The organism is Thermoflexibacter ruber (assembly GCF_900113045.1).
Taxonomy (GTDB): domain Bacteria; phylum Bacteroidota; class Bacteroidia; order Cytophagales; family Thermoflexibacteraceae; genus Thermoflexibacter; species Thermoflexibacter ruber.
The window spans coordinates 1-1,802 of record NZ_FONY01000059.1 but is presented as its reverse complement, the minus strand read 5'-3'; the positions used below and the strand labels follow the sequence as shown (position 1 = coordinate 1,802).

The window sequence follows — 1,802 nt, the reverse complement described above, 5'->3', positions numbered from 1 at the left end:
GGGGGGGGTAAACCCCTGATTTTTAACTGTTTGAATCATTTTAATTTAAGAATTTTGTTTGAAAAAAATAGAATAGTAAAAGCCTGAGAAGTTTAAAGTGAAGATTAGTTTTTGAGTGTTCGCCAAAGTACAAATTTTACAATGAATACTTTTAAAGCAAAATCTTTGTCAGTACGTATGAGTAAAAACTATCGTTGCAAGGAAGGGAAAAGGCAGGCAAAAAAAAATAGTTTCTTTTGCTTGGCTGAATTGTACTTTGCAAAGATAGCCAATATCCTTATTGCCTCCAAAAAAAGCCACTGTAGTATAATTAGGGGCTTGCTTTGCTTTGAGTGAAGCAAGCCTTTAGAAAGCAGAAAGAGTAAAAAATTGTATCTATCACTTTTTAGGAAGCTCGTCAAAAGAAAATATTATTAAAATTTCACCGTCTTTGATGTTGCCTTTGTAGTTTCCAAAAATGTCATACAATTTGCAGTTTATCTTAAACTTTACTTGCAAACGATACTTCTGATGTTCTAACAAAGCAGGGACTTCTTTTACCTCTGTTATTTCTAATGAGCTATTATCTTGGTTTCCTGTTGCCGTATATGCAATAAAATTGATTTGAGGGTTTATGATATTGTAGTCAAATGTTGCATATTGCAATACGAAAGTAGATAGGGAGTCATTTTTTATAAAAGCAATATCAGGCTTCAATTTTTTTTTCCCTAAGCAAAATAGGTTTTTAAAGCCTTCCGGATTAGTGTAATCATATTTACTTGTACTATCGCCTACGGGAATAGCGGGTGTCCAAAGGATAATTTCCTTGTATCTATCCATTATAGTTCGGTTGTCCTGCTTTTTGGTAATTACTTGCTTCATCTCTGCTTTAAATTTTACAAATTTGTATTTCCACTCCGAAGTGCTAAAATTGCCGATAGCTCCCCCATAAAGTACCCAATCTCCACTACCTTCCCTTCCATTAATAGATTGCATATAAGAAACTTTTTCTCCTAATAAATCTCCTTTGAAATAAGCAAGATTAGGATTTTCTATTTTAGGGAAGTTATTACAATAGATGTGATTTTCTTCTTTTTCTTCTATAAAGGTATCAATTGGCTTCTCACAGCCAAAAAAACTTTGTATTGCCAAAACTAACAAGAGGGCAGTAACTTTAGTTTTAGTAAAAAAATGTATCTTTCTCATAATCTCTTAATATTTTATCTTGTTTGACATTGAATAACAGTTCCGTTTCTTTTTATACAAACACTCGCAACTTGAATAAAAACAATATCAAATTGCTCAAAAAATATATAATCACACCTGTCCATAGTATTAAAACTATCAGAAGATAGGAGATGTCCACTTGCATTAAAGAATTCAACGGTGTAAGTAGTGAAATGATTAAGTCCACTGATAGTTATATTAAGATAATGTAACCATAGAATTTCCATAGTAATATTAATATTCTCGGGAGCACAAGTGCCTATATAGTTTTGATTTGTTTGGTTTGTAACTACATTATTGTAAGTATAACCATTAGGAGAGAAAAAATAATCACTATGAGAAGGAATAATAGTGCCACTATAAGGACTTTGTACAGTAAAAGAATAATCTCCATTTGAATTTGTAACACTTGAACCTACCAAAACTGTGCTAATCCCCTGTCCACTTGGGCTTGTTACTCTTCCAGAGATTGTAATGTAAACTGGTGCCGTAATGCTAACATTCAAAGAACCTATGCGATTTGCGGGTTCTGGAGAGCAACCGTAAGAAGATACTTGTACAGTGCCATTCCCATTGGTATTATTCCATTGAACACT

The 1,802-nt window shown here is 32.7% G+C and carries 2 protein-coding genes; both read right to left on the bottom strand.

Annotated features, from left to right (window positions below):
* Window positions 1–378: 378 nt before the first annotated feature.
* Window positions 379–1,185, bottom strand: a complete 807-nt coding sequence (locus BM141_RS20520; protein WP_091549335.1) for a hypothetical protein — start codon at window positions 1,183–1,185, stop codon at window positions 379–381.
* A 14-nt stretch (window positions 1,186–1,199) separates the two neighbouring features.
* Window positions 1,200–1,802: carboxypeptidase-like regulatory domain-containing protein (locus BM141_RS23210; protein ID WP_177217483.1), on the bottom strand; the 603-nt coding region annotated here is incomplete at its 5' end.